Origin of the sequence: Pelagibius sp. 7325 (assembly GCF_037652055.1) — a bacterium.
Taxonomy (GTDB): domain Bacteria; phylum Pseudomonadota; class Alphaproteobacteria; order Kiloniellales; family Kiloniellaceae; genus Pelagibius.
In genome coordinates this window covers 35,068-56,995 of the sequence record NZ_JBBKAH010000013.1, presented here as the reverse complement: position 1 = coordinate 56,995, position 21,928 = coordinate 35,068, and the positions used below count along the sequence as shown (strand labels likewise).

Sequence of the window (21,928 nt, the reverse complement as noted above, 5' to 3'; positions counted from 1 at the left end):
GCAGTGGCCGCAAGGCCGGAAGGGAAGGGGCTCCGCTGAAAGGCGGGGCCCCTTTCGCATGGCCGTGGCCTCACGTCGCCGTGTCGGAACTCGCGGCTGCAGCCCGGCGTTGCCATCGCACAGTCACAGCGCCGCGCGGCGCGGTCGCGATGCACTGCCAATCACCGAGAGGAAATGATGAACATCTACGACCGGATCAAGCAGGATCATGACGAGGCGCGTGGCCTGATGGCGGAGATCAAGGACACCACCGAGCGCGCTGCAAAGACGCGTCGCCAACTGTTCGACACTTTCAAGCGCGAGATGTGGGCGCACCACAAGATCGAGGAGGCCGTGTTCTACAACACGCTCATGAAGCAGCGCGACACGCGCGACGAAGCCTTCGAGGCGGTGAACGAACACCATGTCGCCAACGGTCTGCTGGAAGAGCTCGACTCGGTCCCTGTCGACAGCGCCCAGTGGGCGTCGAAGTTCGGCGTGCTCTGCGAACTCATGGAGCACCACATGGAAGAGGAAGAGGGCGAGACCTTCACCGAGGCCCGCGAGGTACTCAGCGAGGAAGCGGCCCAGTCCATGGGCAAGAGCTTCGAGTCGCGCAAGAAGGCGGTGCTGGCCGCCATGGAGCCGCTCGAACTGGCGTCCTGACGGGACCGCCACCCGGGAACTTTACGCCGCGGGCGACGTTTGCCCGATACCAATTCACGAGTGCGTCAGCGAGACGGGAGAAAAGCATGAGTATGGAATACGGTGGGATTCTGGGGCTTATTATTCTGGCCCTGGATATCTGGGCCATCGTCAACATTTTCGGCTCGGGGGCATCGACCGGCGCGAAGGTGCTATGGATCCTGCTGGTGCTGATCCTTCCGGTCCTCGGCTTGATCATCTGGCTGTTTGCCGGACCCCGCAGCAGTCGGGCCGCGATATAAAGAACGCTTTTTGCGGGGCGCCAGGCCCCGGCGGTAAAACCTCCGGCGTGGCCCTTCCCGGGCCGCCGGAGGTTTTCATTTTGGCGGCGCGGCCCATTGCGGCCGCCTGTCCTTCCCGGCACATTAGGGCGATAGGCCGAAAAACGATGGGACTCGCAGCAAGCGGGTCCGGCGGATCGGAGCGTTCAACGAAAGAGAAGGGGAAAGAGGTCAATGACCGCTTCCAGTAGCAGTCTGCATGCCCCGCGCGAGCGGTTGAGCAAGGAAACCATCCACCTACATCACGCCATCGTTTCCCTGATGGAAGAATTGGAAGCCGTCGACTGGTACCGGCAGCGGGCGGACGACTGCGACGATGCGCAGCTCAAGGAGATTCTCCTTCACAATATGCGCGAAGAGATGGAGCACGCCGCCATGGTGCTGGAGTGGATCCGCCGCAACAGCCCGGACTTCGAAAAGCACCTGAAGGAATTTCTCTTCACGGACGGCGAAATCTCGGACCACTGAGCGGGAGCGTGCGGCCGCCCATACCACCCGGCGGCCGCTTCCCGGCTCAGTCGCGCTGTTCTTCGCGTTCCCAGAAAGGACCGGAGTTGCGGGCGTCGGGATAGGCCGACGAGTACCCCGGCGGATGGCAGGACGCCAGCAGGAGGGCAATCGCCGCAACAGCGGCCAAGCGGGACGGACGGGTCATGGCAGGCTGTGCTCCCTCCAGCGCCTCCGGCTCCGACAGGATGCCGATGTCTTTAAGTTGGATCTGGTGTGCCCCGCGGCGGCTGCAAGCCCGCTGGGCAAGATTGCCGGCTCCGGGGCACAGGCGCGGCTTTCTCAACGCGGTATAGGGACATAACCCGGAGAGGTCGGAGTCGGCTTCCTGGGACCTGCGCGGCGCGCTCAGCGGGCGCTGCGGGCGACCGGCTTCGACCGCGGACGCAGCACCTTCACGGAGGACGTCTGCGAGGACTGCCAGTTGAGGTCGACGCCCTGTTCCTTCAGATAGGACTCGGCGGCGGCCCGCGCTTCGGCGTGGGAGTCCGCAAATCCCTGGGCGTAGAAGCGCCCACCTTTCTCGTAGGAAACCGTCCAGCGGAAACCATCGGTGCCGCGCTGGCTGCGCGGGCCGGGGTTGCCGCGCCAGGGTTCGATCAGAATATCGTGCTTTTTCATGGTGCCTACGGTGACTTCCTGCCAAACAGACTGAAATGAAAATACGGCGAGCGCATCTTAATCCAAAGCGGGCGGCCGTGCAGACTTTCTTTTGCGGTCCCGTGCGTCGGGCCTGTGGGGCCGCCTCCGGTGGTTCCCCACCGGCACCTCAGTGGCGCAGAACGAGCAGCGCCCCTTCGATCAGCTTCACGATCTTGGTCTTGCCCTTGGCGGCGGCCAGGTCGCGTGCGAGTTCGAGCTTGGCGATGGCTTCGTCCGGCGTGGTCGCCGGGCGCGAGATGATGGCCTCGTCGAGCTGACTGAGCATTGCTTCGCTGGTGCCACGGCCGAGCTGATGCGGGTCGCGGAGGAGGCGGGCCCGGAAGATCGCGAGTTCATTCAGCGTGTGCATGCTCATGATTTAACCCTGCTCTTCGGAGTCTGCACTGTGACATTTCACGGTCAGCCAGCCACCGCGGCGCGCATCATACTGAATCACTCGCGCCCTGTCGCGCGATCAATCTTCTTCGGCCAGGAAACGCTCGCCGCCGCCGGGACGCCCCAGGCCGCCGCCCAGGCTCTGGCGGTCGATGGCGACACTCTTGATCAGGGCGTAGACCTGAAGGCCGGGCTTGAGCGCCAGGGCGGCGCGCGAGCGGGCCGTGATGCGTGACCAGATCGCCGCCCCAGAGGCGTCGAGCTGGAGGTCGACCTGGGGGCTTTTTTCTTCGCCTATTTCCTTAATGATACAGGGAATAACGTTGAGAATGCTGATATTTGCCGGCGGCGCGAGGGCGATGGAGACGTCGCGGGCGCGGATCCGCACGCGCAGCGGCTGACCCAGCGGCAGGTTGAGATGGGGCACCCGCAGGCGGCCGCCGGCAAAGCGCAGCTCGGTCAGGCCGAACATCTTGTCCTGGCCGGCGACAGTGGTCGCCAGGACCGCGCCCGCCTCGTAGCGCCCGGTCAGGGGGCGCAGGTCGAGGCGGCTGGTCAGGTCCTCGACCGCGCCGACCGCTTCGATGCGGCCGTTCGACATAAGGACGAGGGTGTCGGCCAGGCGGACGATCTCTTGCATCGCATGGCTGACGTAGATGACCGGCAGGTCGAGTTCCTCCTTCAGCTGCTCGATGAAGGGCAGGATCTCCTCCTTGCGCGGCTGGTCGAGCGCCGCCAGCGGCTCGTCCATGAGCAGCAGGCGGGGGTTGGCGAGCAGCGCCCGGCCCAGCGCGACGCGCTGTTTCTCGCCGCCGGAAAGCGCCGCCGGGCGGCGCTCCAGCAGGGCCTCGATGCCGAGCAGCCCGACCACTTGGTCGAGGCCGATGGGACGCTCGGCCGCCGGCGCCCGCCGGTAGCCGTAAAGCAGGTTGTGGCGCACCGAAAGATGGGGAAACAGGCGGCCTTCCTGGAACACGTAGCCGAGGCGGCGCTTTTCCGGCGGCAGGTCGATGCCGCGCTGGGAATCGAACAGGGTTTCGCCGCGCAGAGCGATGCGGCCGCGCTGCGGTCGGATGAGGCCGGCGAGCATGTTCACCAGCGAGGTCTTGCCGGCGCCGGAACGCCCGAACAGCGCGGTGATGCCGGCGGCCCGGCAGGAGAAGCTGGCCTCCAGCCTGAAGCTGCCCAGCTGATGGGAGACGTCGACCTCCAGCATGGTTTCACGCACCCCCGGCTAGCCGTTGAGACGGGCGCGCAGGCGCCGGGCGATGGCTTCGGAGGCGGCCAGGGCGGCGAGGGAGAGCAGCACCGAGAGCACCGCAAGGCGCAGCGCGCCGGCCTCGCCGCCGGGCGTCTGGATCAGGCTGTAGAGGGCGAGCGGCAGGGTGCGCGTCTCGCCGGGAATGTTCGAGACGAAGGTAATGGTGGCGCCGAACTCACCCAGGCTGCGGGCGAAGGCCAGCACCGCGCCGGCCAGGATGCCGGGCAGGATCAGCGGCAGGGTGATGGTGGCGAAGGCGCCCAGCCGCGACGCCCCGAGCGTGCGCGCCGCCGTCTCCAGCCGCTGGTCGACCGCCTCGATGGAAAGCCGCATCGCCCGTACCATGAGGGGGAAGGCCATGACCGCGGCGGCGAGGGCGGCACCCTCCCAGGTGAACGGCAGGGTGATCCCGAAGGTCGCCAGCAGCCAGGCCCCCAGAGGGCCGTTGCGCCCGAGCAGCAGCAGCAGCAGGTAGCCGACTACAACCGGGGGCAGGACCAGAGGCAGGTGGACGATGCCGTTGACCAGCGTCTTGCCGAAGAACTCGTAGCGCGCGAGCAGCCAGGCGACCGCCAGCCCGAAGGGCAGGCTCGCCACCATGCTCCACAGCGCGACCTTCAGGCTGAGGCCGAGGGCTTCCACTTCCAGGGGAGTCAGCTCGAACATGGCTGTGCTGGGTGCCCGGCGCCTAGCTGCCGGCGGGGGTACGGGTGAAGCCGTACTTGCGGAAGATCGCCGCGGCCGCGTCGCCGGTCAGGAAATCGTAGACCCGGCGCACGGCCGGACTGTCGTGGCCGGCGACGATGGCGAGGGGATAGGTGATCGCGGGCGTCACCTCGCTGGGAAAGACGTCGACGATCTTCACGCGGGGCGCGATGGCGGCGTCGGTCTCGTAAACGATGCCGGCGGCGGCCTCGCCGCGGTCCACCAGGGCGAGGGCGGCGCGCACGTTGGCGGATTGAGCCAGCTTGTCCTCCACCTGTGCCCACAGGCCCAGGGCTTCCAGGGCATGGCGGGCGTAGATGCCGGCGGGCACGTGGGCCGGGTCGCCCACGGCGAGGCGCCCGTCGCCCAGCAGGGCGCCGAGGTCGAGGTCCGGGGAGAGCCGCAGGCGCAGCGGCGAGTCCGCCGGGGCGACCAGCACCAGCCGGTTGGACAGCAGCGCCACCCGGGTCTCCGGCACGATGGCCTGCCGGCCGTCCAGGTGGTCCATCCAGGTTACGTTGGCCGAGAGGAAAAGGTCGGCCGGGGCGCCCTGGGCGATCTGGCGCGCCAGGGTCGAAGACGACGCGACCACCGGGCGGATTGAGCCGCCGGTCGCGGCGGCATAAGCCTCGGCGATCTCGTTCACCGCCTCGGTGGTGCTGGCGGCGGCGAAAAGGGTGACCGGCGGGTCGCTCTCCGCGGCCCGGGCCGTGCCGGCGCCGGTAAGCACGCCGGCGCACAGCGTAGCGGCCAGCAGGATCAGGACAGCGACGAGGCGGCGCGAAGCAAGGGTCATGAGCTCAGGCTCCGTAGAGGTCCTTGGGGTCTGTAACAACGGACAGCTTCTCCACCAGGCTGCCGTCGGCGGTAAGCGCGCGGTAAAAACAACTGCGCCGGCCGGTGTGGCAGGCGACACCCTTCTGGTCGACCCGCAGCAGCAGGGTGTCGCCGTCGCAGTCGACGCGCAACTCCACCAGCGCCTGTGTCTGTCCCGAGGTCTCGCCCTTGCGCCACAGTTTGCCACGCGAGCGCGACCAGTAGCAGACCTTGCCCGTCGCCAGGGTCTCCGCCAGGGCGGCCCGGTTCATCCAGGCGACCATCAGCACCTCGCCGCTGTCATGCTGCTGGGCGACCGCGCAGACGAGGCCGCGGCCGTCGAAGGCGACGGCCTCTTCCAGGGCGGCGGGCAGGGGCGTGGCGGGCTCGGTCATGGGGACTATCCAGTGCGGGGAAATCGTGTGCGCCTTGGTCTTACCCGGCGCGCACGGATTGTCCACGGTTGATTTCGTTGAGACGCGCGAAGCCGGCCTCGAGGTCGGCGATGAGATCGTCGGGGTGCTCCAGGCCGGCATGAATGCGCAGAGTCGGCCCCGCCGGATTCCACCGGGTGGCCGACCGCATGGCGTCGGGATCGGTCAGCAGGATGAGGCTCTCATAGCCGCCCCAGCTGGCGCCGATGCCGTAGAGCTGCAGACCGTCGATGAGCGCCAGCACCGCTTCGCGCTTGCAGGGTTTCAGGGTCAATCCGAACAGGCCGCAGGCGCCGTCGAAGTCGCGCTTCCACAAGGCGTGGCCGGGATCCGACGGCAGCGCCGGATAGAGGATGCGGTCGACCTCCGGTCGCTGGCCGAGCCACTCGGTCAGCTTCAGGGCATTGGCCTGGTGGCGCTCCAGGCGGACCGCAAGCGTGCGCAGGCCGCGCAGGCCCAGGTAGACGTCATCGGGCGCGGCCGCGCAGCCAAGGAACTGGCTGGTCTGGCGCAGGCGTTCGTAGAGGGCTTCGCCGCTCACCACCACGCCCAGCATGGCATCGGAGTGGCCGACGATATACTTCGTTGCCGCGTGCACCACCACGTCGACGCCGTGCTCCAGCGGGCGGAAGAACAGCGGGGTCGCCCAGGTGTTGTCGATCGCCGTGGGCACGCCGCGTGCCTTGGCCGCGGCGACGATGGCCGGCACGTCCTGCATCTCGAAGGTCAGCGAGCCGGGCGCCTCAAGGTAGATCAGCGCCGTGTTGTCGCGGATCAGCCCGGCAATCTCTCCACCGATGGTCGGGTCGTAGTAGGTGGTCTCGACGCCGAGGCGCTGCAGCAGGTCGTTGCAGATGCGCCGAGCGGGGAAGTAAACGCTGTCGGGCATCAGCACGTGGCTGCCCGCCGTGGCGAAAGCCATCAGGGTGACGGTGATCGCCTGCAGGCCGGAAGACAGCGCCACCGCGCCATAGCCGCCCTCCAGCGCGGCGACGGTCTCCTCGAACGCGAAGGTGGTCGGCGTGCCGGCGCGACCGTAGGAACTTTGTCCTTTTTCCATCTTGCGGCGGCCGGCGTCCTGAAAGGCTTCCACACTATCGAACAGAATCGTCGAGGCATGGAAGACGGGGGTGTTCACGGTGCCGTAGTGGCTGGCCGGATCGCGGCCCAGGTGCGTGAGCAGGGTATCGGCATGGCGCGCGGCGGACTTTTTCATCGAGGGAAGCTTCCAACTGCTGGGAACGGCATCGCCGGCATCGGCCATGCCGTTCATGCGTGAATCGAGAGAGGTCAGACTCTCCGATCCTTATAGCGGAGCCAAGCCCGTTTCACGCAACCCTGCTGCACAAGCCATCGCCTACGCTCTAAAGCTGAAGTATCGGCGCCCCCCTTTGTTTGTGATCAACAGGTCTCGGCGCAGTGGACATGACAATCTGCCTATTTTTTGTCACGCCGCCTTTCCAAGATGTTGCCTTTCCCCGTTGAGTGAGACATGGTTCGCAGATGTGGCGCGCAGATACCCCGCCGCAACCCCGCCGGGCACTGCCCGCCCGGGGCCTTAGAGCAGGGGGCGCAGGCCACGGTTGAGACAAATAAACTGTGAACAGCAGGGAAGGTTAATCCATGTCTAAATTGAAGGTTATGCTCGCGGCCGGCGCCGTCACCGTGATTGGCGCTACCGGAGCGACCGCCGCGACTCTGGACGACGTGAAGGCCAAGGGCTTCGTCCAATGCGGTGTCTCCACCGGCGTACCGGGCTTCTCGTTTACCGACGATTCGGGCAACTGGCAGGGCTTCGATCCGGCGGTCTGCCAGGCGGTCGCGGCTGCCGTGTTCGGCGATGCCTCGAAGGTGAAGTACACGCCGACCACCGGCAAGACCCGCTTCACCGCGCTGGCCTCCGGCGAGATCGACATGCTGGCCCGCAACACCACCTGGACGTTGTCGCGCGATGCCGATCTCGGCTTCACCTTCGTCGGCGTGAACTACTACGACGGTCAGGGCTTCATGGTCCCGAAGGCGCTCGGTGTCACCAGCGCCACGCAGCTTGACGGCGCCTCGGTCTGCATCCAGACCGGCACCACCACGGAGCTGAACCTCGCCGACTACTTCCGGCTCAGCAACATGAAGTATGAGCCGGTGCCGATCGAGACCAACGAAGAAGCGCGCACCAACTACCTGGCCGGCCGCTGCGACGTCTACACGACCGACGCCTCGGGCCTCGCCGCCAGCCGCGCTACCTTCGACAACCCGGCCGATCACATCATCCTGCCGGAGATCATTTCCAAGGAGCCGCTGGGCCCGCTCGTGCGTGAAGGCGACGACCAGTGGGGCGACATCGTGCGCTGGTCGCTGAACGCCATGATCGCCGCCGAAGAGTTCGGTGTGAACTCGGGCAACGTCGACGAGATGGCCAAGGGCACCGACAATCCGGAAGTGAACCGCCTGCTCGGCAATGAAGGCGATGTCGGCGCGATGCTGGGTCTCGACAGCAAGTGGGGCTACAACATCGTCAAGCAGGTCGGCAACTATGGCGAGGTGTTCGAGAAGTACATCGGCGCCAACACCCCGATCGGCCTGGAGCGCGGCATCAACGCGCAGTACAAGGACGGCGGCATCCTCTATACTCCGCCGGTGCGCTAAAGCCGGAAGTTGACCGGACGATGAAATGACCTCGGGTACGCCGGTGTAGTGCACCGGCGTACCCTGAGTCGTTTCCACGTCGGTTCACTTGCCTTCCTGGGTCGTCGCAGCGGGGTGTGCTTATGGCCGCAATCGAACAGGATTCTGAGAGTTTTTCGTTAGGCCAGATGTGGTCGGACAAGCGCTATCGCGCCGTCCTGATGCAGATTCTGGTTGTCGCCGGCGTCTTCGCCATCGTCGCATTCCTCGCCGCCAATGCGGTGGCGAACCTGGAAGCCCTGGGCAAGACCTTCGGCTTCGATTTCCTGTGGGCGCCGGCCAGTTACGACATCAACCAGACGCTCATCCCGTATAATTCGCGCGACACGCACTTCCGCGCGGCCGTCGTCGGGCTGATCAATACGGGCCTCGTGGCGGTGGCCGGCTGCATATTCGCCACCATCCTCGGCTTCATCTTCGGGGTGCTGCGGCTGTCCAGCAACTGGCTGATCAACAAGATCGTCTACTGCTACGTCGAGTTCACCCGGAACGTGCCGGTGCTGGTGCAGATCCTGTTGTGGCACGGTGTCATCGTCACGACGCTGCCGGCGCCGCGCGAGGCGCTGTCGCCGATGGAAGGCGTCTTCCTTTCCAATCGCGGCTTCAACGTGCCGGCACCGATCTTCGAGAGCGGCATCTGGCTGGTGGCCGCGGCATTCATGGCCGCCGTCGCCGGCGCCATCGTCTTCAAGCGCTGGGCCAAGAAGCAGCAGGAGGCCACCGGCCGGATCTATCCGGTCTTCTCCATCGGCGCCGCGGCGATCATCGGACTTCCCTTGATCGCCTTTTTTGTTGCCGGCATGCCGATCTCCCTGGATACACCGGAGTTCGGCACCTTCAACATCCGCGGCGGCATGGTGTTGAGGCCGGAGTTCACCGCGCTGTGGTTCGCGCTGTCGGTCTATACCTCGGCCTTCATCGCCGAGATCGTGCGCGCCGGCATCCAGTCGGTGAGCCACGGCCAGACCGAGGCGGCCTTCGCTCTCGGCATCAAGCCGAACTGGACCATGCGGCTCATCATCATTCCGCAGGCTCTGCGGGTCATCGTCCCGCCGCTTACCAGCCAGTACCTGAATCTCACCAAGAACTCCTCGCTGGCCATCGCCATCGGCTACATGGACATCGTGGCGACGCTGGGCGGCATCACGCTGAACCAGACCGGCAAGGAGATGGAGTGCATGCTGCTGGTGCTGCTGATCTACCTGAGCATCTCGCTGATCATCTCCGCCTTCATGAACTGGTACAACCGGCGCATTGCGCTGGTGGAACGCTGAGGGGGGAGAGCCGTCATGACGGATACGACTCGCACCTACGAGCCCGGCACCCACCCCAGCCTGCCGCCCCCGATGCTGACCAGGGGGCCGATATTCTGGGTGCGGCAGAACCTGCTCAACTCGCCGCTGAACATCGTTCTGACCCTGGTGTCACTCTATCTTCTGTATCTGATGGTTCCCGCCATCCTCAACTGGGCGTTCTTCGATGCGGTCTTCGTAGCGGGATCGCGCGAAGAGTGCCGGGAGATCGGCAGCGGCGCCTGCTGGGCGCTGGCCAACGTGCGCTTCGGGCAGTTCATCTACGGCTTCTACCCGGAACACCTGCGCTGGCGGATCGACCTGACGGCGGTGCTGTTCGTCCTCGCGCTGCTGCCAGTGCTGTGGGACAAGACGCCCTACCGGCAGTACTGGTTCATCTACTCGGGGCTTTTCCCGGTCATCGCCTTCGTCCTGCTGGTCGGCAAGCTTGGGCTGGAGCCGGTCGAGACCACCAAGCTCGGCGGCTTCACGCTGAACGTCGTGATCGGTGTCACCGGCATCGTCGCCTCGCTGCCGCTGGGCATCCTGCTGGCACTCGGACGGCGCTCGCACATGCCGATCGTGCGCATGCTGTGTGTGATGTTCATCGAGTTCATCCGCGGCGTGCCGCTGATTACCCTGCTTTTCATCGCCTCGACGATGCTCAATTACTTCCTGCCGCCGGGGACGACTTTCGACCTCGTGCTGCGGGTGCTGATCATGGTCACCATCTTCTCCGCAGCCTACATCGCGGAGGTCGTGCGCGGCGGGCTGCAGGCGATACCCAAGGGGCAGATCGAGGCGGCGGATGCCATGGGGCTGCGGTACTGGCAGTCCATGCGCCTCGTCGTGCTGCCGCAGGCGCTGAAGATTTCCATTCCCGGCATCGTCAACACCTTCGTCGGCCTGTTCAAGGATACGACCCTGGTGGTGATCATCGGTCTGACCGACGTGCTGGGCGTCGGCCGCGCGGCGCTGTCGGACGCCAAGTGGAACGGCCTGGCGTGGGAGGTCTACGTTTTCATTGCCATCCTGTTCTTCATCTGCTGCTTCAGCATGGCGCGTTACTCGATCTATCTGGAAAAGAAACTGCACACCGGCCACAAGCGCTGAAGAGAGCGCGGCCGGCATGAAGGAGGCTAACTGGGATGTCTGAAGCTGCTCCGCGATTGCAGATCTCCGATGAGGTGGCGATCCAGATCATCGGCATGCACAAGTGGTATGGCGAGTTCCATGTCCTGAAGGATATCAACCTGACGGTCAATCGGGGCGAGCGCATCGTCATCTGCGGCCCTTCCGGCTCCGGCAAGTCGACCATGATCCGCTGCATCAACCGGCTGGAAGAGCACCAGAAGGGCAAGATCCTCGTCGACAACATCGAACTCACCCACGACGTCAAGAACATCGCGGAAATCCGCCGCGAGGTCGGCATGGTGTTCCAGCACTTCAACCTCTTTCCGCACCTGACCGTGCTGGAGAACTGCACCCTGGCGCCGATCTGGGTGCGCAAGATGCCGAAGAAAGAGGCCGAAGACGTCGCCATGCATTACCTGGAGCGGGTGAAGATCCCCGAGCAGGCGAAGAAGTACCCGGGCCAGCTCTCCGGCGGCCAGCAGCAGCGCGTGGCCATCGCCCGGTCGCTGTGCATGAGCCCGAAGATCATGCTGTTCGACGAGCCGACCTCGGCGCTCGATCCGGAAATGATCTCCGAGGTTCTGGACGTCATGGTCAGCCTCGCCGAGAGCGGCATGACCATGCTCTGCGTGACTCACGAGATGGGCTTTGCCCGTAAGGTCGCCAACCGGGTGATCTTCATGGACGGCGGCGAAATCATCGAGGAGAACGAGCCGGAAGAGTTCTTCAACAACCCGCAGTCGGCGCGCACCAAGCTGTTCCTCAGCCAGATCCTGCACCACTAGCAGTTGCCCCACACCGCTGTCGTCCCGGGGCTTGACCCCGGGACCCATTGGCGTTCGCGTAAGGGCGACGGCCCCACCGCATTTGCATCCTCACCAGGTTCAAACACCGGGTCTCTATATTGGCGTCACCTGCGAACGGCGACGGCAATGGGTCCCGGCATCAAGTGCCGGGACGACACCTTGAGTGCGGCTTCTAAGCGTCATTCAGCAAGCACAGCCTTTTACGCCGGGATCACCCCGGTGATGGCGGGATCGAAGATTTCCTCCTCTTCCTGGCGGTAGGGCACGAAGCCCATCTTCTGGTACAGCGGCAGGGCCCGGGGATGGTCCATGGTGTTGGTGTTCACCGTCAGCCGCTCGGGATCGTAGCTCCAGGCCTGCTCGATGGCCGAGTACAGCAGGAAGCGGCCGAGGCCGCGGCCGACCACGTGCGGCATGAGCCCGAAGTAGGCGAGGTCGATGGTCGGCTCCTCGCGGCGATCCAGTTCGAAGTAGCCGGCCGGCGCGCCGTCGACGTAGAGCACGAAGACCTCGACGCGATCGTCGGCGAGGATGCCGGCGAGTTCCTCGTCGGACATCTGGCGCCGCAGCCACCAGCGCCAGTCGCCGCCCACCGTGTTGTAGAGATAGCGGTAGAAGGCGACCGTCGGCCGTTCGGCCAGCATCAGCGCGAACTTGGTCTTGATCGGCGGGTGCACCGGCGCGATGGCCGGCCGCGCGGTCATCTCCAGGTAGGTGATGGTGAAACGCACTTTGGAGTCGCGGCCCGCCGCGAGAGCAAGGTCCAATGGCAGCGGGGTGTCCGCGGGCGGTTCGGCCGGCAGCTCGAGCCAGCGCGCCATCACCGCACGCGGCGTGACCGCATAGCCGAGCGCGTTGTAGAAGCCGATGACCTGGCGATTGCTCTCGCGCACCATCAATTCGACCTTGCGGATGCCCTGCTTGTGCAGCCATGCCTCGGCATGGCGGACCAGCCGGCGGCCGAGGCCGTGATGCCGGTCGGACGGATCGACTGCGACGTAGTAGAGCCAGCCGCGGTGGCCGTCGTGACCGCAGCAGATGGTGCCGCTGAGCGTCCCGGCACTCTCGGCCACGAAGATCTCGCTGTTGGGGCTCTGCTGCCACAGCGCGATGTCGCGGGCGGGATCGTTGTACCAGACGGTGAGGCCGCAGCGCTCCCACAGCGCCGCACAGGCGGCGAAGTCCTTGCCGCCGTAGGGACGGATCGTCGTCACCGGGTCACGCCCGGTCGGTTTTGGGCTGACCGCTCGCGGCCGTGCCGCCGGGTGCCGGACCGGTCGCGACGGGGGTGTCGCCCTCGAGGCCCCATTCCGACCAGGAGCCGTCGTAGACCGCCACGTCGCGGTGGCCGAGGCGGTGCAGGCCGAGCGCCAGCACGGCCGCGGTGACGCCGGAGCCGCAGGTGGTGACCACCGGCTTGTCGAGGTCGACGCCCGCGGCGGCGAAGCGCGTCTTCAGTGCCGCCGCGTCGCGAAGGGTCTGGGTCGCGGGATCGAACATCTCGGTGAAGGGCAGGTTGCGGCTGCCGGGGATGTGACCGGCGCGCAGGCCCTGGCGCGGTTCCGGGTCGCGGCCTTCGAAGCGGCCGGCGCCGCGGGCGTCCACCACCTGCTCGTTCTGGCGCGTGAGGTTCTCCAGCATCTGGCCGCGGTCGCGCAGCAGCATGCTGTTCACCCGCGGGGTGAAGTGGCGCTCTTCCGGACGCGCCGGGCCGTCTTCCACCGGGCGGCCTTCGTTCAGCCATTTCGGCAGGCCGCCGTCCAGCACCGCGACGTCCTCGTGACCGAAGTAACGGAAGGTCCACCAGACGCGCGGCGCGCTGAACAGGCCGCGCTGGTCGTAGATCACCAGGCGCAAGCCGTCGCCGAGCCCCAGCTTGCGCACCTTGGACGAGAAGATGTGCGGCGGCGGGACCATGTGGGGCAGGTCGTTCGCCGGGTCCTTGATGGCGTCGATATCGAAGAAAACCGCACCGGGGATGTGCTGCGCCTCGAACTCCTGGCGCGGATCCAGGCCCTCGCCGGGCAGGTAGTAGCTGGCATCGACCACGCGCAGGTCCGGGGCGCCGAGGTTGTCGGCAAGCCATGCGGTGGAGACCAGCGCTTCGTTCTTGAAATCGACCATGACGGTTCCTTGCTTCCTCCCGCGGCACTTCCAGGCCGCTGCCCTTCCGGAGCGTTGCCGGGAGCGATAAATGCTATTCGTCGAACAGGATGTTGATGCGCCGGTTCTGGCGGCCCTTGTTCTCGATCTTGCCGACCTTCACGCGACCGATCTCGCCGGTTCGGCTCACGTGGGTGCCGCCGCAGGGTTGCAGATCGACGCCGGCGATGTCGAGCAGGCGCACGCGCCCGCTGCCCGAGGGCGGCTTCACCGACATGGTGCGCACCAGGTCGGGCTGCGCCGCCAACTCTTCGTCGCTGATCCAGCGCGGCTGCACCGGATGATCTTCCTCGATGAGGCGGTTCAGGGCGGCGCTGAGGGCGTCCTTGTCGAGCTGGGTGTCCGGCAGGTTGAAATCCAGCCGGCCCTTGTCGGCGCCGATCTGGCCGCCGGTGACGTCGCCGGTCACCACCGCGCAGAGCAGGTGCAGACAGCTGTGCATGCGCATGTGGCGATAGCGGCGCTCCCAGTCGATCGCCGCCGTCACCTTGCTGCCGGGGGCGGGGGCGGGGGTGCCCTCGGCCAGCACGTGGACCACATCTTCGTGGCCGTCGCCCTTCACCGCGTCGACGACGGAAAGGACCGTGCCGTCTTCCAGGGTCAAGGTGCCGCAGTCGCCCGGCTGGCCGCCGCCGGTGGGATAGAAGACGGTGCGATCGAGGCGCAGGCCTTCGGGTCCGCTGGCGGTCACGGTCGCCTCGCAGCTTTTGAGGTAGGGGTCCTCCCTGAACAGCAGTTCCATTGCCTCTCGTCCTGTTGGGCTCGGGTTTCCCGCTCAGCCGCGCCCTTCCAGCCACGCTGGCACCGGCAGCCCCTTTTCGCGCAGGAAAGCGGGATTGAAAAGCTTGCTCTGGTAGCGCATGCCGCCGTCGCAGAGAATGGTTGCGATGGTATGCCCCGGGCCCAGCTGTCTTGCCAGCCGCACGGCGCCGGCGACGTTCACGCCGCTGGACGCGCCCAGGCACAGCCCCTCGTGCTCCAGCAGGTCGAAGACCACCGGGATGGCTTCTTCGTCGCGGATCTGAAAGGGGGCGTCGACCGTCAGGCCTTCCAGGTTGGCGGTGATGCGGCCCTGGCCGATGCCCTCGCTGATCGAGCTGCCCTCGGCCTTCAGCTCGCCGTTGGTGTAAAAGCTGTAGAGCGCCGCACCCATCGGATCGGCGAGACCGATGACAACGTCCTTCCTGCGCTCCTTCAGCGCCATCGCGACGCCGGCCAGAGTGCCGCCGGTGCCCACGGCGCAGACGAAACCGTCGATCTTGCCGTCGGTCTGCCGCCAGATCTCCGGGCCCGTGGTCTCGTAGTGCCCGCGCCGGTTGGCGACGTTGTCAAACTGACGCGCCCAGATGGCGCCCTCGGGGTGGCTCTCGTTGAGTTCCTTGGCCAGACGCTCGGAGACATGGACGTAGTTGTTGGGGTCCTTGTAAGGCGCCGCCGGGACCTCGCGCAGCTCGGCGCCGGAGATGCGCAGGATATCTTTCTTCTCCTGGCTCTGGGTCTCTGGGATGACGATGACACAGCGGTAGCCGCGCGCTCGGGCGACCAGGGCAAGGCCGATGCCGGTGTTGCCGGCGGTGCCCTCGACGATGATGCCGCCGGGCCTCAAGGTGCCACGGTCCTCGGCGTCCTTGATGATCGCCCAGGCCGCGCGGTCCTTCACCGAGCCGCCGGGATTCTGGAACTCCGCCTTGCCGAGGATCTCACAGCCGGTCTCCTCGGAAAGCTTGCGCAGGCGGATCAGGGGGGTGTTGCCGATCGCGCCGACAAAACCGTCGCAGACGTCCATTTTCTTCTTCTTCCTAGCTGAGACGCCGCCGCCGGAAGGAGGCGGGGCGCCTGGCCGGCGAGAGTAGCCGCCCCGGCCAAGGGGGTTCAAGGTCCGGCCAGTGAGAATTCCCAAGACTGCACCGTAGATTACTTCCAAATACGCATAAGCTCTGTGTGGTTCAAGGCCAACCATTGCAGGGCCGCCACGGCGGTGAGGTTGGTGATCTCGCCGCGGGCGAGGCGCTCCAACGCTTCGGCGCGGCTGAGCGGCAGGACGCGGATATCTTCGTGCTCGTGATCGAGGCCGTGGATGCCGCCGGCATTGCGGCTGTCGGTGCGCCCACAGAACACGGTCAGGGTTTCGGAAGAACCGCCGGGGGTGGCCAGGTAGCGGCCGATCGGATGCAGCGCGCCGACCGTGCAGCCGGCCTCTTCCACGGCCTCGCGGCGCACCACATCCTCGGGACTCTCGCCGGGCTCGATGATGCCGGCGACGATCTCGATCAGCCAGGGCTCCATGCCGGCGGCATAGGCGCCGGGGCGGAACTGCTCGATCAGCACCACGGTGTCGCGCGCCGGGTCGTACAGCAGCACCGCGGCGGCGTGGCCGCGCTCGAAGATCTCGCGCGTCATCTCTTCGGTCCAGCCGCCGTCGAACTTGCGGTGGCGCAGCCGGTAGAGGTCGATCTGGAAGTAGCCCTTGAAGGGCGTCGTCTTCTCGACGACCTCAATGCGCGGATCCTGTTCGGGTGCGGGCTGGGGGTTACGCGGTGACACGGTGCTGTCATCTCCTTGCGGCAACATTGCAAAAGCGGCGCCACCATAGCCGAGCCGCCGCGCGCGGCCCAAGGGCATTGGCTGAAGCGTTTTGCGGGCCCGGCCGGTCGGGTCTTGCCGAACCGGCTTCCGCGTGGTGCCATCGGGGTCGGTGAGGTTAGATCGCAGGAGCGTTGGATGGCCGCAAAGAGCGAAAAAGTAAGCTTTGCCGGGGCGGACGGCGCCATGCTGGCGGCGCGCCTCGACCTGCCGGCAGGACGTCCGCGGGCCTACGCGCTGTTCGCACACTGCTTCACCTGCAGTAAGGACATCTTCGCGGCGGCACGCATCGCCGATGGCTTGGCCGAGCGCGGCATCGCGGTGCTGCGCTTCGACTTCACCGGCCTCGGCGCCAGCGAGGGCGACTTCGCCAATACGAACTTCTCCTCGAACATCCAAGACCTGGTGAAGGCCGCCGAGTTCCTGCGCGCGCACTACGAGGCGCCCAAGCTGCTGATCGGCCATAGCCTGGGCGGCGCTGCGGTGCTGGCGGCCGCCGCGCAGGTGCCGGAGGCCAAGGCCGTGGCCACCATCGCCGCCCCGGCCGACCCGGCCCATGTCGCCGAACACTTCACCGAGCAACGGGCTGAGATCGAGTCGGCAGGGGAGGCGGAGGTCCTGCTGGTCGGCCGGCCCTTCCGCATCAAGAAGCAGTTTCTCGAGGACATCGAGGGCCATCGGCTGGAGACCGCGATCGGCGGCCTCAGAAAGGCGCTGATCGTGTTCCACGCGCCCCGTGACGCTGTGGTCGGCATCGACAACGCCAGCCGCATCTTCCTGGCGGCGAAGCACCCCAAGAGCTTCGTTTCCCTGGACGACGCCGACCACCTGCTGAGCCGCAAGTCAGACGCGATCTATGTCGCCGAAGTTCTCGCCGCCTGGGCCGGGCGCTACCTGGGCATGACGCAGGAGCGGGACGAAAAGCCGCCGGAAGGCCATGTGGTGGTTGAGGAAACCGGCGAGGGCCGCTTCACCCAGCGCATCGCCTCAGGCCGTCATGTCCTGCGGGCCGACGAGCCGGAGAGTGTGGGCGGCCAAGACAGCGGGCCGTCGCCCTATGACCTGCTGCTGGCCAGCCTGGGCGCCTGCACCTCGATGACCCTGCGGATCTATGCCGATCATAAGGGGCTGGCGCTCGAAAAAACGCGGGTGACGCTGTCGCACAGCAAGATCCACGCCGAGGACTGCGCGCACTGCGAGACCAAGGAAGGCAAGCTCGACCGCATCGAACGGCGTATCGAACTGACGGGGCAGCTGAGCGGAGCCGAGCGCCAGCGATTGCTGGAGATCGCCGACCGCTGCCCGGTGCACAGGACCCTGCACAGCGAGATCCTGATCGAGACGCAAGCGGTCGAATGATCCCGGATCGGGCCCCCAGAGGGGATCAGCAGGGGGCAAAGCCAAGTCGTTTCTGGCACACTGGCCGTCGCACCGCTGCAACTGACGGGTTTGAGGCAGGGCTAAAGTTTGCTAGGGTTGTCTTTGAAAAGAAACAAATAACCCGCCGCCCGCCGGATCCTCTCGCGGGCGGAAAAGGCGGAGAGGCGTTGAAGAACAGGGGATGCCAGAAGAGGGCGGGCGACCGTCGGCAGGCTTGAGGCGTGGCCGTGGCGGCACGGATTTGCCGTGCGAAACCGGCGGAGCGGCGAGCAACCGCTCCCTTCAGAATCCCAGAGTTCAAGAGATACGCAGCGTGCGCCCTCGGTTTTCATGCTCGCCGTCCCGTGGGATGGGCGAGGATGGATGAAGGCGCGGCGGTGATAATCAAGCGGCTGTGTGTGCCACGGCAGAACGCCGGGATCCAGCCAGAGGTCAGCTCACAGGGAGACCATCGAAAATGACGAAAGACAAAAAACTGGAAACGATCAACGGCAAGCCGTTGCATCCGGGTGTGAAGGAACTCTGCGCGCAGTACGAGGGCGGCAAGATGGATCGCCGCGAGTTCGTGCGTCTCACGGCGTTCCTCGGCGTGTCCGCCGCCTCGGCCTATGCCTTCGCCGGCGATCCGACTGGTGGTGCCTTCATGCAGGAGGCCGCTGCCCAGTCACCGAAGCAGGGCGGCACGCTGCGCCTCGCCATGCAGGTGCAGGAGATGAAGGACCCCTCGACTTTCGACTGGACGCAGAAGTCGAACCAGACCCGCCACATCATCGAATATATGACCATCACCGGCCCCGACAACATCACGCGGCCCTACCTGGCTGAAAGCTGGGAAGCTTCCGACGATCTCAAGACCTGGACCTTCAAGCTGCGCCAGGGCGTCAAGTGGAGCAACGGCGACGATTTCAACGCCGACGACGTGGTGTTCAATTTCACCCGCTGGCTCGATCCCAAGACGGGGTCCTCCAACATCGGTCTGCTGGACGCGATGACGGAGCAGTACGACACCGGCGAGAAGGACGAGAACGGCAACGCCCGCATGGGCAAGCGCATGAGTGAAGGCGCGGTCGAGAAAGTCGACGACCATACGGTCCGGCTGCATCTCAACTCGCCGGTGCTGTCGATGCCGGAGAACCTCTACAACTACCCGATGGCGATCGTGCACCGTGACTTCGAAAAGGACGGCGGCGATTTCTCCAAGAACCCGATCGGCACCGGCCCCTTCGAACTGGCGGAGTTCGCCGTGGGCGAGCGCTGCACCCTGCGCCGGCGCAGCGACCCCTATTGGGGCGGTGAAGTCTATCTCGACGAGATTCGCTACATCGACACTGGCGAGGACGACGCGGCCGCCATCGCGGCGCTGGCTTCCGGTCAGGTCGATGCGATCTACCGTCTCGGCATCCCGACCCTCGAGCTCGCCGAGCGGATTCCGAGCGTGGTGGTTGCCCAGGCGGTGACGGCGCAGACCGGCGTCATCCGAATGAACGTGAACCAGGCGCCCTTCGACAACCTCAAGGTCCGCCAGGCCATGGTGCTGGCCAGCGACAACGCCGAGAACCTGAAGCTGGCGCACCGCGGCATGGGCTCGGTCGGCGAGAACCACCACGTCGCCGAGATTCATCCGGAGTACGCGAAGCTGCCGCCGCTGAAGCGCGATCCGGCCAAGGCCAAAGCACTGCTCGCCGAGGCCGGTTTCCCGAACGGGATCCAGGTGACCTGCAACGTCGGCAACACCGACGGAACCTGGGAGCAGGATTCGGTTCAGGTGCTGAAGCAGCAGGCGGCCGAGGCCGGCATCGACATCACCATCAACGTGATGCCCTCGACGCAGTACTGGGAAGTGTGGACCACGGCCCCCTTCAGCCTGACCTCATGGACGCACCGCCCGCTGGGCACCATGGTGCTGAGCGTTGCCTACCGGGCCGGCGTGCCGTGGAACGAGACCGGCTACAACAATCCGGAGTTCGACAAGGCGCTCGACAAGGCCGAGGCCCTGCTCGATGTGGAAGAGCGCCGCAAGGCCATGGCCGTCGTCGAGAAGATCCTGCAGGACGATGCGATCATGGTGCAGCCGTTCTTCCGCTCGGTCTTCACGGCGACCACCGACAAGGTGATGGGCTATACCGCCCACCCGACGCGCTATCACCAGTTCAATGGGGTCTGGTTGGCCTAGCGGAGCGTAAAGAGGGCCGCAGTGCCGGGGGTGCTGCGGCCCTCATTCATTTCGGCTCACCTTTGGGCGGTGCGTTGCCCGCACGCCCCAAACAATAAGAATGCCAGGCCGATGGCCGGCACAAGGCAGGAGCAGGAAGGTTAGGGCGCGATGCTTGTTTTTGCGGTTCGGCGATTCGGCACCATGATCCTGACCATGTTCGTGGTGTCGGTCCTGGTCTTCCTGCTGCTGGAAGTCAACATCGACGGTGTCGCGACCAAGGTGCTCGGACCCTACTCCTCCCAGGAGCAGCGCCACCTCTGGCTGCAGGCGAACGGCTACTACGATCCGGCGATTCTGCGTTACCTGCGCTGGCTGGGGAACTTCGTCGTCGGCGATTTCGGCGAGTCCGTGCGCTTCAAGGTGCCGGTATCGGAGGTGCTGTGGCCGCGCCTCGCCAATACCGGCATTCTCGGCGGCATCGCCCTGTTCTTCGCCTCGCTGATCGGGCTGACGCTCGGCGTCATCGCCGGCATGCGCGAGGGCGGGGCCCGCGATCGCGGCGTCTCGGTCGTGTCGATCCTGACCACGTCGGTCCCGGAGTTCGCCAGCGCCACCTTCCTGATGGCGGTCCTGGTTTTCCAGTTCCAGCTGCTGCCCGGCACCAGCGGCATGGCAGACGGCTTCGATCCGGTGCAGCTCGTCCTTCCGGTCCTGGTGCTGGTGATCTACGACTTCGGCTACATCGCCCGCATGACCCGCGCCTCCATGGCCGAGGTCATGACGACGCACTACATCCGCACGGCGGTTCTGAAGGGACTGCCCTACGGCCAGGTGATCCGCCGCCATGCGATGCGCAATGCGCTCATCGCCCCGTTTACTGTGATCATGCTGCAGATCAACTGGCTGCTGTCGGGCGTCATCGTGGTCGAGGTCGCCTATGCCTACAAAGGTTTCGGCAGTCTGCTCTATGAAGCCTCGCTCAATCAGGACATCTACCTGATCGAGGCCTGTGCCATGGTGGCGGTCTTCGTTGCTGTGATGACCCAGACCCTGGCCGATATCGGCTACACCTACCTCAACCCCCGGATCCGTTTCAGCTAGGAGGACGCGATATGACCGAGCAAGCCGTTGCCGCCGTACCGCGCCGCGAGTCCTCCGTGCTGCGCTTCGCCAAGGGCCTGGCGCTGATTCGCGAAAGCTGGGTCGGCATGGTAGGGCTGGTCCTCGTGCTGTTCTGGGTCTTCGTTGCGATCTTCGCCCCCTTGCTGGCACCCTTTCCGCCCAACGCGACCGGGGCGCCGCTAACCCTGCCGGGCGGGCCGTCGCTCGACGGCAGCGCGGTCCATTGGCTAGGCACCGACCAGCTGGGCCGCGACATCCTCTCGCGCATCATCTTCGGCTCGCGCCAGGTGCTGCTCTACGCGCCGCTGGCGACGCTTTGCGCCTATCTTGTGGGTATCCCCATGGGGCTCGCCGCCGGCTACCGGCGGGGGCTGACGGACGACGTGTTGTCCTTCGTCGCCAACGTCATCCTGTCGTTCCCCGTGCTGGTGCTCTACATCATCATCATCGCCACCATCGGGGCCTCCGGCACCAACATCGTCATCGCGGTGACCTTTGCCTCGGCGCCGGGCATCATGCGTATCGTGCGCGGTCTGGTCCTCGACTTGCGGAACCGTGAGTACGTCTTCGCCGCGGAGACCCGCGGTGAGTCGCCCTGGCGCATCATGCTGGTAGAAATCCTGCCGAACGCCCGCGGTCCGCTGATCGTCGATGCCTGCCTGCGGCTCGGCTACGTCGTGATCACCATCGGCACTCTCGGCTTTCTGGGACTTGGCCTGCCGCCGCCCGATCCGGACTGGGGTGGCATGGTGTCGGAGAATCGCCAGGTTGCGATGTTCCTGCCGTATATCGCGATCTTCCCCTGCATCGCGATCTCCTCGCTGGTGCTCGGGTTCAACCTGCTGGCCGACGGCCTGCGCGAAGTCTCACTGCGCGATTAGGGAG

At 66.0% G+C, this 21,928-nt stretch carries 24 protein-coding genes; 11 read left to right on the top strand and 13 right to left on the bottom strand.

Annotation, left to right across the window (positions count from 1 at the left end; all coding sequences use genetic code 11):
• Positions 1–177: 177 nt before the first annotated feature.
• The 3 genes from WDC82_RS23000 (at position 178) to WDC82_RS22990 (ending at position 1,433) form a co-directional block, all read left to right on the top strand.
• Positions 178–645 (top strand): hemerythrin domain-containing protein, encoded by a 468-nt coding sequence (locus tag WDC82_RS23000; RefSeq protein WP_340119760.1) that lies wholly within the window; start codon positions 178–180, stop codon positions 643–645.
• Positions 646–731: 86 nt separating this feature from the next.
• Complete coding sequence (locus WDC82_RS22995) at positions 732–926, top strand: PLDc N-terminal domain-containing protein (RefSeq protein ID WP_340119759.1); 195 nt, start codon at positions 732–734, stop codon at positions 924–926.
• Positions 927–1,139: 213 nt separating this feature from the next.
• Positions 1,140–1,433 carry a ferritin gene (locus WDC82_RS22990; protein ID WP_340119758.1) on the top strand — a complete coding sequence of 98 codons (294 nt, stop codon included), beginning with the start codon at positions 1,140–1,142 and terminating at the stop codon, positions 1,431–1,433.
• A 46-nt stretch (positions 1,434–1,479) separates the two neighbouring features.
• On the opposite strand, the gene WDC82_RS22985 is transcribed toward WDC82_RS22990, so the two are convergent.
• From WDC82_RS22985 to metC, 8 genes are all read right to left on the bottom strand, one after another.
• Positions 1,480–1,620 (bottom strand): hypothetical protein, encoded by a 141-nt coding sequence (locus tag WDC82_RS22985; protein ID WP_340119757.1) that lies wholly within the window; start codon positions 1,618–1,620, stop codon positions 1,480–1,482.
• A gap of 200 nt (positions 1,621–1,820) precedes the next feature.
• A complete protein-coding gene (locus WDC82_RS22980; RefSeq protein WP_340119756.1) occupies positions 1,821–2,093 on the bottom strand; it encodes a hypothetical protein in 273 nt (90 codons plus the stop codon).
• A 148-nt stretch (positions 2,094–2,241) separates the two neighbouring features.
• A complete protein-coding gene (locus WDC82_RS22975; RefSeq protein WP_340119755.1) occupies positions 2,242–2,490 on the bottom strand; it encodes a hypothetical protein in 249 nt (82 codons plus the stop codon).
• A gap of 99 nt (positions 2,491–2,589) precedes the next feature.
• A complete protein-coding gene (modC, locus tag WDC82_RS22970) occupies positions 2,590–3,726 on the bottom strand; it encodes a molybdenum ABC transporter ATP-binding protein (protein WP_340119880.1) in 1,137 nt (378 codons plus the stop codon).
• An 18-nt stretch (positions 3,727–3,744) separates the two neighbouring features.
• Positions 3,745–4,437: a molybdate ABC transporter permease subunit gene (gene modB / locus WDC82_RS22965; RefSeq protein WP_340119754.1), complete on the bottom strand. Its 693-nt coding sequence runs from the start codon at positions 4,435–4,437 to the stop codon at positions 3,745–3,747.
• Between the two features lie 22 nt (positions 4,438–4,459).
• Complete coding sequence (modA, locus tag WDC82_RS22960; protein ID WP_340119753.1) at positions 4,460–5,272, bottom strand: molybdate ABC transporter substrate-binding protein; 813 nt, start codon at positions 5,270–5,272, stop codon at positions 4,460–4,462.
• Positions 5,273–5,276: 4 nt separating this feature from the next.
• Positions 5,277–5,687 (bottom strand): phosphoribosyl-AMP cyclohydrolase, encoded by a 411-nt coding sequence (hisI, locus tag WDC82_RS22955; protein ID WP_340119752.1) that lies wholly within the window; start codon positions 5,685–5,687, stop codon positions 5,277–5,279.
• A gap of 40 nt (positions 5,688–5,727) precedes the next feature.
• Positions 5,728–6,942, bottom strand: coding sequence for a cystathionine beta-lyase (metC, locus tag WDC82_RS22950; RefSeq protein ID WP_340119751.1), 1,215 nt, complete (start codon positions 6,940–6,942; stop codon positions 5,728–5,730).
• A 407-nt stretch (positions 6,943–7,349) separates the two neighbouring features.
• Between metC and WDC82_RS22945 the strand changes: the two genes are divergently transcribed.
• The 4 genes from WDC82_RS22945 to WDC82_RS22930 all read left to right on the top strand — a co-directional run bounded on the left by WDC82_RS22945 (position 7,350) and on the right by WDC82_RS22930 (position 11,619).
• Positions 7,350–8,369: an amino acid ABC transporter substrate-binding protein gene (locus tag WDC82_RS22945; protein WP_340119750.1), complete on the top strand. Its 1,020-nt coding sequence runs from the start codon at positions 7,350–7,352 to the stop codon at positions 8,367–8,369.
• A gap of 167 nt (positions 8,370–8,536) precedes the next feature.
• Complete coding sequence (locus WDC82_RS22940) at positions 8,537–9,682, top strand: amino acid ABC transporter permease (protein WP_340119749.1); 1,146 nt, start codon at positions 8,537–8,539, stop codon at positions 9,680–9,682.
• A 15-nt stretch (positions 9,683–9,697) separates the two neighbouring features.
• Positions 9,698–10,813 carry an amino acid ABC transporter permease gene (locus WDC82_RS22935; RefSeq protein ID WP_340119748.1) on the top strand — a complete coding sequence of 372 codons (1,116 nt, stop codon included), beginning with the start codon at positions 9,698–9,700 and terminating at the stop codon, positions 10,811–10,813.
• Positions 10,814–10,848: 35 nt separating this feature from the next.
• A complete protein-coding gene (locus WDC82_RS22930) occupies positions 10,849–11,619 on the top strand; it encodes an amino acid ABC transporter ATP-binding protein (RefSeq protein WP_340119747.1) in 771 nt (256 codons plus the stop codon).
• Positions 11,620–11,840: 221 nt separating this feature from the next.
• On the opposite strand, the gene WDC82_RS22925 is transcribed toward WDC82_RS22930, so the two are convergent.
• From WDC82_RS22925 to WDC82_RS22905, 5 genes are all read right to left on the bottom strand, one after another.
• Entirely contained in the window at positions 11,841–12,854 is a 1,014-nt protein-coding gene (locus WDC82_RS22925; RefSeq protein ID WP_340119746.1) for a GNAT family acetyltransferase, read from the bottom strand.
• Positions 12,855–12,858: 4 nt separating this feature from the next.
• On the bottom strand, positions 12,859–13,764 hold the full coding sequence (sseA, locus tag WDC82_RS22920; protein WP_340119745.1) for a 3-mercaptopyruvate sulfurtransferase: 906 nt from the start codon (positions 13,762–13,764) through the stop codon (positions 12,859–12,861).
• A gap of 73 nt (positions 13,765–13,837) precedes the next feature.
• Positions 13,838–14,545: an alanyl-tRNA editing protein gene (locus WDC82_RS22915; protein ID WP_340119744.1), complete on the bottom strand. Its 708-nt coding sequence runs from the start codon at positions 14,543–14,545 to the stop codon at positions 13,838–13,840.
• A gap of 33 nt (positions 14,546–14,578) precedes the next feature.
• On the bottom strand, positions 14,579–15,589 hold the full coding sequence (locus WDC82_RS22910) for a cysteine synthase A (RefSeq protein ID WP_340119743.1): 1,011 nt from the start codon (positions 15,587–15,589) through the stop codon (positions 14,579–14,581).
• A 128-nt stretch (positions 15,590–15,717) separates the two neighbouring features.
• Positions 15,718–16,347, bottom strand: a complete 630-nt coding sequence (locus WDC82_RS22905; protein ID WP_340119742.1) for an NUDIX domain-containing protein — start codon at positions 16,345–16,347, stop codon at positions 15,718–15,720.
• Positions 16,348–16,524: 177 nt separating this feature from the next.
• On the opposite strand from WDC82_RS22905, the gene WDC82_RS22900 reads away from it, so the two are divergent.
• The 4 genes from WDC82_RS22900 (at position 16,525) to WDC82_RS22885 (ending at position 21,924) form a co-directional block, all read left to right on the top strand.
• A complete protein-coding gene (locus WDC82_RS22900; RefSeq protein ID WP_340119741.1) occupies positions 16,525–17,745 on the top strand; it encodes an alpha/beta fold hydrolase in 1,221 nt (406 codons plus the stop codon).
• A gap of 478 nt (positions 17,746–18,223) precedes the next feature.
• Positions 18,224–19,939, top strand: a complete 1,716-nt coding sequence (locus tag WDC82_RS22895; RefSeq protein WP_340119740.1) for an ABC transporter substrate-binding protein — start codon at positions 18,224–18,226, stop codon at positions 19,937–19,939.
• A 183-nt stretch (positions 19,940–20,122) separates the two neighbouring features.
• Positions 20,123–21,022: an ABC transporter permease gene (locus WDC82_RS22890; RefSeq protein ID WP_340119739.1), complete on the top strand. Its 900-nt coding sequence runs from the start codon at positions 20,123–20,125 to the stop codon at positions 21,020–21,022.
• Between the two features lie 11 nt (positions 21,023–21,033).
• On the top strand, positions 21,034–21,924 hold the full coding sequence (locus WDC82_RS22885) for an ABC transporter permease (RefSeq protein ID WP_340119738.1): 891 nt from the start codon (positions 21,034–21,036) through the stop codon (positions 21,922–21,924).
• Positions 21,925–21,928 lie beyond the last annotated feature (4 nt).

Excerpts from the sequence above, each read along its gene's own strand:
- WDC82_RS23000 (WP_340119760.1), top strand. The coding sequence starts at position 178 with ATGAACATCTACGACCGGATCAAGCAGGATCATGACGAGGCGCGTGGC.
- WDC82_RS22995 (WP_340119759.1), top strand. The coding sequence starts at position 732 with ATGAGTATGGAATACGGTGGGATTCTGGGGCTTATTATTCTGGCCCTG.
- WDC82_RS22990 (WP_340119758.1), top strand. The coding sequence starts at position 1,140 with ATGACCGCTTCCAGTAGCAGTCTGCATGCCCCGCGCGAGCGGTTGAGC.
- WDC82_RS22985 (WP_340119757.1), bottom strand. The coding sequence starts at position 1,620 with ATGACCCGTCCGTCCCGCTTGGCCGCTGTTGCGGCGATTGCCCTCCTG.
- WDC82_RS22980 (WP_340119756.1), bottom strand. The coding sequence starts at position 2,093 with ATGAAAAAGCACGATATTCTGATCGAACCCTGGCGCGGCAACCCCGGC.
- WDC82_RS22975 (WP_340119755.1), bottom strand. The coding sequence starts at position 2,490 with ATGAGCATGCACACGCTGAATGAACTCGCGATCTTCCGGGCCCGCCTC.
- modC (WP_340119880.1), bottom strand. The coding sequence starts at position 3,726 with ATGCTGGAGGTCGACGTCTCCCATCAGCTGGGCAGCTTCAGGCTGGAG.
- modB (WP_340119754.1), bottom strand. The coding sequence starts at position 4,437 with ATGTTCGAGCTGACTCCCCTGGAAGTGGAAGCCCTCGGCCTCAGCCTG.
- modA (WP_340119753.1), bottom strand. The coding sequence starts at position 5,272 with ATGACCCTTGCTTCGCGCCGCCTCGTCGCTGTCCTGATCCTGCTGGCC.
- hisI (WP_340119752.1), bottom strand. The coding sequence starts at position 5,687 with ATGACCGAGCCCGCCACGCCCCTGCCCGCCGCCCTGGAAGAGGCCGTC.
- metC (WP_340119751.1), bottom strand. The coding sequence starts at position 6,942 with ATGAAAAAGTCCGCCGCGCGCCATGCCGATACCCTGCTCACGCACCTG.
- WDC82_RS22945 (WP_340119750.1), top strand. The coding sequence starts at position 7,350 with ATGTCTAAATTGAAGGTTATGCTCGCGGCCGGCGCCGTCACCGTGATT.
- WDC82_RS22940 (WP_340119749.1), top strand. The coding sequence starts at position 8,537 with ATGTGGTCGGACAAGCGCTATCGCGCCGTCCTGATGCAGATTCTGGTT.
- WDC82_RS22935 (WP_340119748.1), top strand. The coding sequence starts at position 9,698 with ATGACGGATACGACTCGCACCTACGAGCCCGGCACCCACCCCAGCCTG.
- WDC82_RS22930 (WP_340119747.1), top strand. The coding sequence starts at position 10,849 with ATGTCTGAAGCTGCTCCGCGATTGCAGATCTCCGATGAGGTGGCGATC.
- sseA (WP_340119745.1), bottom strand. The coding sequence starts at position 13,764 with ATGGTCGATTTCAAGAACGAAGCGCTGGTCTCCACCGCATGGCTTGCC.
- WDC82_RS22915 (WP_340119744.1), bottom strand. The coding sequence starts at position 14,545 with ATGGAACTGCTGTTCAGGGAGGACCCCTACCTCAAAAGCTGCGAGGCG.
- WDC82_RS22910 (WP_340119743.1), bottom strand. The coding sequence starts at position 15,589 with ATGGACGTCTGCGACGGTTTTGTCGGCGCGATCGGCAACACCCCCCTG.
- WDC82_RS22900 (WP_340119741.1), top strand. The coding sequence starts at position 16,525 with ATGGCCGCAAAGAGCGAAAAAGTAAGCTTTGCCGGGGCGGACGGCGCC.
- WDC82_RS22895 (WP_340119740.1), top strand. The coding sequence starts at position 18,224 with ATGACGAAAGACAAAAAACTGGAAACGATCAACGGCAAGCCGTTGCAT.
- WDC82_RS22890 (WP_340119739.1), top strand. The coding sequence starts at position 20,123 with ATGATCCTGACCATGTTCGTGGTGTCGGTCCTGGTCTTCCTGCTGCTG.
- WDC82_RS22885 (WP_340119738.1), top strand. The coding sequence starts at position 21,034 with ATGACCGAGCAAGCCGTTGCCGCCGTACCGCGCCGCGAGTCCTCCGTG.